The following is a 6,738-nucleotide window of genomic DNA, read 5'->3' as shown; positions in this document are numbered from 1 at the left end:
GTTCAGCTTCATTAGAATCAACCTCTTAGTTGATGACTCGTTTCTGCATGCGATGACCTTCCCGTCAAAACCGCCCCACTCTTAACAAAAGTCTCTGGTCTTGCTTTCGCCTCGCAGAGAAGCACTTCCTTAACATTTGATAGTTACTGCTATTGAATTGACGTACTTATCTTGCTATGTAAAAACGTAGTGTTGATACTTTACTTCTACTGATAAGGAATTCAGATGTTAACTCAAAGTCTTATAAATATATTCAGCAAAGAAATGATAGGGACGGTTATCGCCGCCCTGCCCATCATAAAAGCCATTTTAAATTACTTAAACAAACCTTTAGATGACATCGATGATATATATAAAAAAGCCAAATTAAGCACATGGAGAATTCGCTTTTTCATGATCAAAATATCAACAAAAGAGATACCCAGGCTGACTCGCGCAAATGTGATATTGTTTTCCATCGTCTTATTATTTCTTTTCGGCAGTTTAGCAACCAGTTCATATTATGGCGTGAAGCTATTACAAATACGTCCGGGCTGGACATCTTTAATTCTTAAAGAAACGGATGAGTGGTTTTTAATCTCGGAAACAGAAGCATCAGAACACGCATTCCATCCCTCCTGGCATCTCACAGAAAAAAGCTGTATCTCTGGCGAGGCCTCGCACCTGGTAAATAATAAAATAATAACACCACAACTGGGGAGATTTATTTGTGATTCCTTCACCAATGCGGATGACAAAGAGAACATAATGAAATCTATTAAAGATACCACTCATAACAAACCTGTCATCACCTTTCTCATCTCGATCATTACCGTTGGCTGTCTATGGTTCATAACCAGCTTAACATTGACGTTAATATATACTCTCAGACTTAAAAAATTTATTATCCGGGAGCATGAAAAAGCCTATGACTATCTAACATAGCATTCCAGCCTTTAGCTTAGGGGGTGAGAACTCTGTAACATTTGTCATTTGCACGACGTATATTACCAGTTCCGGTAATATTGTTACTGGAACTGCAGAGCCTATCATCCTGCAATAATTGTTGATATTATTGTCCGCAACGATTAAGAGGTGTTTCGGTTGAAGGTAAAAATATGATTGATGTACAGCAGGAACAAAAACTTCAGGAGCACGGTTTTACCAGCAAAGAGATTAATATGCTGCGAAAAGGACTTGAGAGTCCACAACGTAAAGATCAAAGCCTGCAGGCCTTGTTGAAAGAACTGAGACGTCGTTTTTACATGTCCTGTATTATTATCATTGCCCTGCTTATCTTTTGTAGCTACGCGATGCTGACTAATGATACCGGTAATGGGCTGGCTTACTTTGCTGTGACTGCAGTTTGCTGCACCTTTGCACTATTAGCTACCCCTTATCCGCTTTCATGGAAAGCGATAACATTCTTAAGAAAGAAACTCTACCCAAATTAATTTAACACGCAATTTTTTCATCAGTACGATACGTTCTCCCTATATTGTATAACTGATATATCCTCAACATGCCACTTAAATATCCCCTCTTAAATAATCGGCGATAAAGCTTATCAAGCACACCAGCGTAAAACAGATGGCGAAACCACCCAGCTTGAATAACCAGCCATCCAGAGCAATAAAACAAACCACAGCGGCGATAGAGAAGCTGCCTGTTCCGACAGCTTCAAATATATTGATTGCATGAATACAGATCTTTTTACATACATAGCTTGAAGAGAATCTTTTTGGTTTCATTGGATCTCTCTTATCCCTGCATCAGGTAACCCAAGGCTAATCAAAAGCGCGTCTATTAGCCAGTAATAATTAAAATATTTCCTTATTAAATCAACAAGTTAAACAAAAACCTAATAAGAAACCAATCACTAAAAGTAAGTAGCCCCTCCTTGCACAGTCTGTTTTTTCACCCATACTTTGCTGATCCCACTCCCACATAAGGCGCTCTCCATGTTGCTTAAAGATAAGACCGTGGTAATTTTCGGCGGCAGCGGCGCGATTGGCCGCGCGGCGGCGCTTGCCATGGCGAAAGAAGGCGCGCGGATCTTTCTAGCCGCCCGGCGGGCGGATAAGCTGGAAAAGGCGGCGGCTGAGATTCGCGCCGCTGGAGGTATCGTCGAGACTCTGCAACTGGATGTGCTGGATGGCGAGCAAACTGGCGCGCAGGTGGCCAACCTGGCCGGGAGAACCGGCGGGATTGATATTGTGGTTAATGCAACGGGCTTTCTCCACGATCAGGGGAAAACGCTGGAACAATTATCCCTTACCGAGTATCACCAAGGTTTTGTCCCCTTTCTTGATGCCCAATTTACTATTGCTAAGACAGTAGCGCCGTGGATGGGTGGCGAACGCGAGGGCGTCATTATTACCACTATTCCTCCTTCCGCGACGATGGCCGTTCCTGGACACCTTGGCCATATCGTCGGCTGCGCCGCAATGGAAGCCTTTATCAAAGCATTGGCCAGCGAACTGGGGGCGAAAAATATCCGCGTGCTCGGCGTGCGGTCGCACGCAATAGCGGATGCGGTGCTGGCGGGTTCTTATACTGCCGAGGTGTTTGCGCCTAAAGCGCAGGCGCTGGGCTTGAGCGTTGAACAGTGGCTGGGTGGTGCGGCGCACGGCACGATGCTGCAGCGGTTGCCAACGCTTGCGCAGATAGCTGGGGTCATCACCTTTCTCGCCTCACCGTCGGCGGCGGCGATGACCGCCACGGTGGTTAACGTCACCGCGGGGGCGACGCTTAGCTAGCGCCATTCTCCCCTGCCAGCCGCGCGACCATCAGGCGAATCGCCGCTTTCGACAGCGGCGCGCTATCGGTCACGAAGTGCAACGTCATCCCCTCGATAAACGCATCCAGTCCACGCGCCGTCGCCGGTTCAAACCACTGCTCCAGCGTTTGCTGGCTGCGCAGCATCCAGCTCTGCATGACCGCTTTCAGCGCTGGTCGGCTGCTGCAAAACGCGTACAGCTGGTACATTAACTCCATATTACGCGCAGTGGTCACCTGAGCGCTGAAGATAAGCTCGGCGATAGCGTCGCAGGCCTGCTGGCGGCTGCCGACGCCGTCGAAAAATTGCTGATACTGCGCCGACATTTCGACGGTGAAGTTACGAAACGCTTCCTCAATCAGCGCCTCAATACCGCTAAAATAATAGGTCAACGAGCCCAGCGGTACCCCGGCGCAGCTGGCGATTTTACGGTGTGTTACCGCATGAATACCGTGTGCGGCGATGGTATCCAGCGTCGCCTGCAGGATGCGCTCGCGCCGCTGCGGATCGTTCGGTCTGCGGGTCATCGATGTGTTTTTCCCCTCTGTGCGCTATGCAAATCAAGCGATAGCGGAATGTGTACAAATGTACACAACCTTGTTACTGTTGTCTGCAACTCTTCTTTCTCGGGCGTTTATGGATGACGGCGCAAACTTCTCGCAAAGCCCTCCAGCTTCGGCTGTGGGCGCTATTTATGTTCTTCTTTATTCCCGGCTTATTGATGGCCTCCTGGGCCACCCGTACGCCCGCGATTCGCGATTTACTGACCCTTTCCACTGCTGAGATGGGGATGGTGCTATTTGGCCTGTCGATTGGTTCGATGAGCGGCATTCTCTGTTCAGCATGGCTGGTGAAGCGCTTCGGTACCCGTAAAGTCATCCGCACCACCATGTTGTGCGCCGTGGCGGGCATGCTGGTGCTAAGCTTCGCGCTGTGGCTCGCCTCCGCGCCGCTGTTCGCCTTCGGGCTGGCTATCTTCGGCGCCAGCTTCGGCTCGGCGGAAGTGGCGATTAACGTCGAAGGCGCCGCCGTTGAACGGGAAATGAATAAAACCGTGCTGCCGATGATGCACGGTTTTTACAGCTTCGGCACCCTGGTGGGCGCCGGCATCGGTATGGCGGTGACCGGTTTTGGCCTGCCCGCCGCGCCGCATATTCTGATCGCCGCGCTGGTAGCGATTGCCCCCATCGTTATCGCTATTCGCGCCATCCCCGACGGTACCGGCAAAAACGCCGCCGAATCCGCCCATAGCAAGGCCAAAGGCCTACCGGTCTGGCGCGACGTGCAGCTGTTGCTGATCGGGGTGATCGTGCTGGCAATGGCCTTTGCCGAAGGTTCCGCTAACGACTGGCTGCCCCTGCTGATGGTCGACGGCCATGGCTTTAGCCCTACTTCCGGTTCGCTGATTTACGCCGGTTTCACCCTCGGCATGACCCTCGGCCGCTTCACCGGCGGCTGGTTTATCGACCGCTACAGCCGCGTCACCGTCGTACGCGCCAGCGCGGTAATGGGCGCGCTGGGTATCGGGCTGATTATTTTTGTCGACAGCACCTGGGTTGCCGGGGTATCAGTACTGCTGTGGGGACTCGGCGCTTCGCTTGGTTTCCCGTTGACGATTTCCGCCGCCAGCGATACCGGCCCGGATGCGCCTAAACGTGTAAGCGTCGTGGCGATTACCGGCTATCTGGCTTTCCTCGTCGGGCCACCGCTGCTGGGCTTCCTTGGCGAACACTTTGGCCTGCGTAGCGCCATGATGGTGGTACTTGGCCTGGTGATGGTGGCGGCGCTGGTAGCCCGCGCGGTAGCCAAACCGCAGCCTGAACCTGTGATGGAGAATAGCTAATGAGCATCAAACTAATTGCGGTAGACATGGACGGCACCTTTTTAAGCGATGCCAAGACCTATAATCGCCCACGTTTTCTGGCGCAGTATCAGCGCATGCGTGAACAGGGTATTCGCTTTGTGGTCGCCAGCGGCAACCAGTATTACCAGCTGATATCGTTTTTCCCGGAGCTGGTCGATGAAATCGCCTTCGTCGCCGAAAACGGCGGTTGGGTGGTGAGCGGTAAAGAGGATATCTTTAACTGTCAGCTGCCGACGACGCATTTCAACGCCGTCGTCGACCACCTGCAAACGCTGCCCCATATCGAAATTATCGCCTGCGGCAAACGCAGCGCCTATACGCTCAATAGCTATAACGACGAGTTAAAAGCGGTGGCGGCGAAGTACTATCACCGTCTCGAACTGGTGGATGATTTTAACCATCTCGATGACGCGATCCTCAAATTCGGCCTGAACGTGCCGGATCATCTGATTCCGCAAATTCAACCGAAGCTACACGCGGCGCTGGGCGATATGGTTACCGCCGTCGCCACCGGTTACGGCAGTATCGATTTAATCATCCCTGGCGTGCATAAAGCCAACGGCCTGCGCATTTTGCAAGAGCGCTGGGGCATTGAGAACCATGAAGTGGTGGCCTTCGGCGATAGCGGTAATGATATTGAAATGCTGCAGCATGCCGGTTTTGGTTTCGCCATGGCGAATGCCAAAGCGGAGGTCAAAGCCGTCGCCAGTCATCATGCGCCGCATAATAACGAAGAAGGCGTATTGCAGATTATCGATAAGGTATTGAATCGCGAAGCGCCGTTCGCCTGATGAAACCCCGGATGCCTTTGGGCATCCGGGTTGCTAAGTATCACGCCTGCTGCGAACTGCCGACGCTTTTATCTTTCAGGAAGTAAATAATCAGCCCCAGCCATAGCACCCCGCCCAACAGGTTAAACAGGCTGAACAGGCCGTTGCCGCCAAGCTCATAAGCATGCTTGCTAAGCTCAATGCCTACGGTAAAGATCAGCATCTGCAGCATACCCATCGCCGCCGAAACCGTCCCTTTACTCATCTCGCTGGCGAACAGCGTTAAGCGCACCAGCCCGGCGTTAGCCAGGCCAATTCCGAAAGCGTAGAAGCTCAAACCAGCGGTCATCCACAGATAAGCATGGGACGAAACGACCGTGGCCGCCGCCGACAGGAGCAGGCCAAACATAATCGGCCAGCCGCCCATAATAATCAACGAGCGTACCGAGCGGCGCGAGGTCAGACGCGCCAGTACCAGGTTGCCGGCGATCAGCGCGCCGAAAATCGGCACCTGCAGCATGCCGTACTCATAGCTGGTGGCCTGCTCGCCGCTGATAATAATGACCGGTGATTGCGCAATCCACGCCAGCAGCGGCAGGCTAACAAAACCGGTCGCCAGCGCCCCGGCGACAAAGCGCAGGTTTTTCAGCACCAGACGATAGTCGCGCCCCAGCTCTTTTACCGACAGCTTTTCCCCCATCCGCGTCGCCGTTTCCGGCATCGCCCGCTGCAGCCCGACAAAGGAGATGGCCGCCAGCACGGCGAACAGCACAAACATCATCTCCCACGGCAGCATATGCACCCAGGCAGCGCCGACCAGCGGCCCGAGCAGCGGGGCAATTAGCGCGACGTTAGCCATCAGGGCGGTAATTTTGATACATACCGCCTCCTCAAATGACTCCTGGATAGCCGCATAGCCCACCGCGCCGATAAAGCACAGGCTGATGCCCTGCAGGAAACGCAGCAGGGTAAATTGTTCAATGGTTTGCGCCAGCAGCGTCGCCAGACAGGTGACGATAAACCACACCACCCCGGTCAGCATCACCGGACGGCGGCCAATACGATCCGACAGCGGCCCCAGCAGCCACTGCAAAAACATCCCCCCCGCCAGATAGGCGGTCATAGAGGTGGGAACCCACTCATTGCCGACCTGAAACTCCTGCACCACCGCGAGCATACCCGGTTGGATCATATCGTTGCCGATATAGGTGGAGAATTCATATAACACAAGGCACAGCGGGAACAGCAACGCCTGACGACCGAGGCGTTTACCTGATAGCGAATAATTCTGCATGCAATCTCTTAATTAAAAAAAAATCGCGCAAAGTTTAATGAAAGTCGACCCG

Annotated in this window: 8 protein-coding genes; 5 read left to right on the top strand and 3 right to left on the bottom strand. The window is 52.5% G+C overall.

Annotated features, from left to right (window positions below):
* Positions 1-225 precede the first annotated feature (225 nt).
* Together ACSEMK_RS02810 and ACSEMK_RS02805 are read left to right on the top strand one after the other, a co-directional pair.
* Positions 226-924 carry a DUF6216 family protein gene (locus ACSEMK_RS02810; protein WP_087859987.1) on the top strand — a complete coding sequence of 233 codons (699 nt, stop codon included), beginning with the start codon at positions 226-228 and terminating at the stop codon, positions 922-924.
* 173 nt (positions 925-1,097) lie between these two features.
* Positions 1,098-1,433: a hypothetical protein gene (locus ACSEMK_RS02805; RefSeq protein ID WP_430914962.1), complete on the top strand. Its 336-nt coding sequence runs from the start codon at positions 1,098-1,100 to the stop codon at positions 1,431-1,433.
* A 75-nt stretch (positions 1,434-1,508) separates the two neighbouring features.
* Here the strand turns inward: ACSEMK_RS02805 and ACSEMK_RS02800 are convergent, their stop codons facing one another.
* Positions 1,509-1,730, bottom strand: coding sequence for a hypothetical protein (locus ACSEMK_RS02800; RefSeq protein WP_087859989.1), 222 nt, complete (start codon positions 1,728-1,730; stop codon positions 1,509-1,511).
* A 210-nt stretch (positions 1,731-1,940) separates the two neighbouring features.
* On the opposite strand from ACSEMK_RS02800, the gene ACSEMK_RS02795 reads away from it, so the two are divergent.
* Positions 1,941-2,738, top strand: a complete 798-nt coding sequence (locus tag ACSEMK_RS02795) for an SDR family NAD(P)-dependent oxidoreductase (RefSeq protein WP_430914961.1) — start codon at positions 1,941-1,943, stop codon at positions 2,736-2,738.
* Here ACSEMK_RS02795 and ACSEMK_RS02790 read toward each other — a convergent pair.
* A complete protein-coding gene (locus ACSEMK_RS02790; protein ID WP_087859991.1) occupies positions 2,731-3,285 on the bottom strand; it encodes a TetR/AcrR family transcriptional regulator in 555 nt (184 codons plus the stop codon). The genes ACSEMK_RS02795 and ACSEMK_RS02790 overlap by 8 nt on opposite strands.
* A 113-nt stretch (positions 3,286-3,398) precedes the next feature.
* On the opposite strand from ACSEMK_RS02790, the gene ACSEMK_RS02785 reads away from it, so the two are divergent.
* The gene (locus tag ACSEMK_RS02785) at positions 3,399-4,601 is read left to right on the top strand and encodes an MFS transporter (RefSeq protein WP_430914960.1); all 1,203 of its coding nucleotides are present in this window, start codon (positions 3,399-3,401) and stop codon (positions 4,599-4,601) included.
* Positions 4,601-5,413 carry a Cof-type HAD-IIB family hydrolase gene (locus tag ACSEMK_RS02780; protein ID WP_113374851.1) on the top strand — a complete coding sequence of 271 codons (813 nt, stop codon included), beginning with the start codon at positions 4,601-4,603 and terminating at the stop codon, positions 5,411-5,413. The genes ACSEMK_RS02785 and ACSEMK_RS02780 overlap by 1 nt, the downstream gene beginning before the upstream one ends.
* 40 nt (positions 5,414-5,453) lie before the next feature.
* Here the strand turns inward: ACSEMK_RS02780 and kdeA are convergent, their stop codons facing one another.
* A complete protein-coding gene (gene kdeA, locus ACSEMK_RS02775) occupies positions 5,454-6,686 on the bottom strand; it encodes a multidrug efflux MFS transporter KdeA (RefSeq protein ID WP_015367543.1) in 1,233 nt (410 codons plus the stop codon).
* Between the last annotated feature and the right edge of the window lie 52 nt (positions 6,687-6,738).

It is taken from the genome of Klebsiella sp. K-3 (genome assembly GCF_051207495.1).
GTDB lineage: Bacteria > Pseudomonadota > Gammaproteobacteria > Enterobacterales > Enterobacteriaceae > Klebsiella > Klebsiella aerogenes.
The sequence above is the reverse complement of the archived record's forward strand: the minus strand, read 5'-3'. Positions and strand labels throughout refer to the sequence as shown.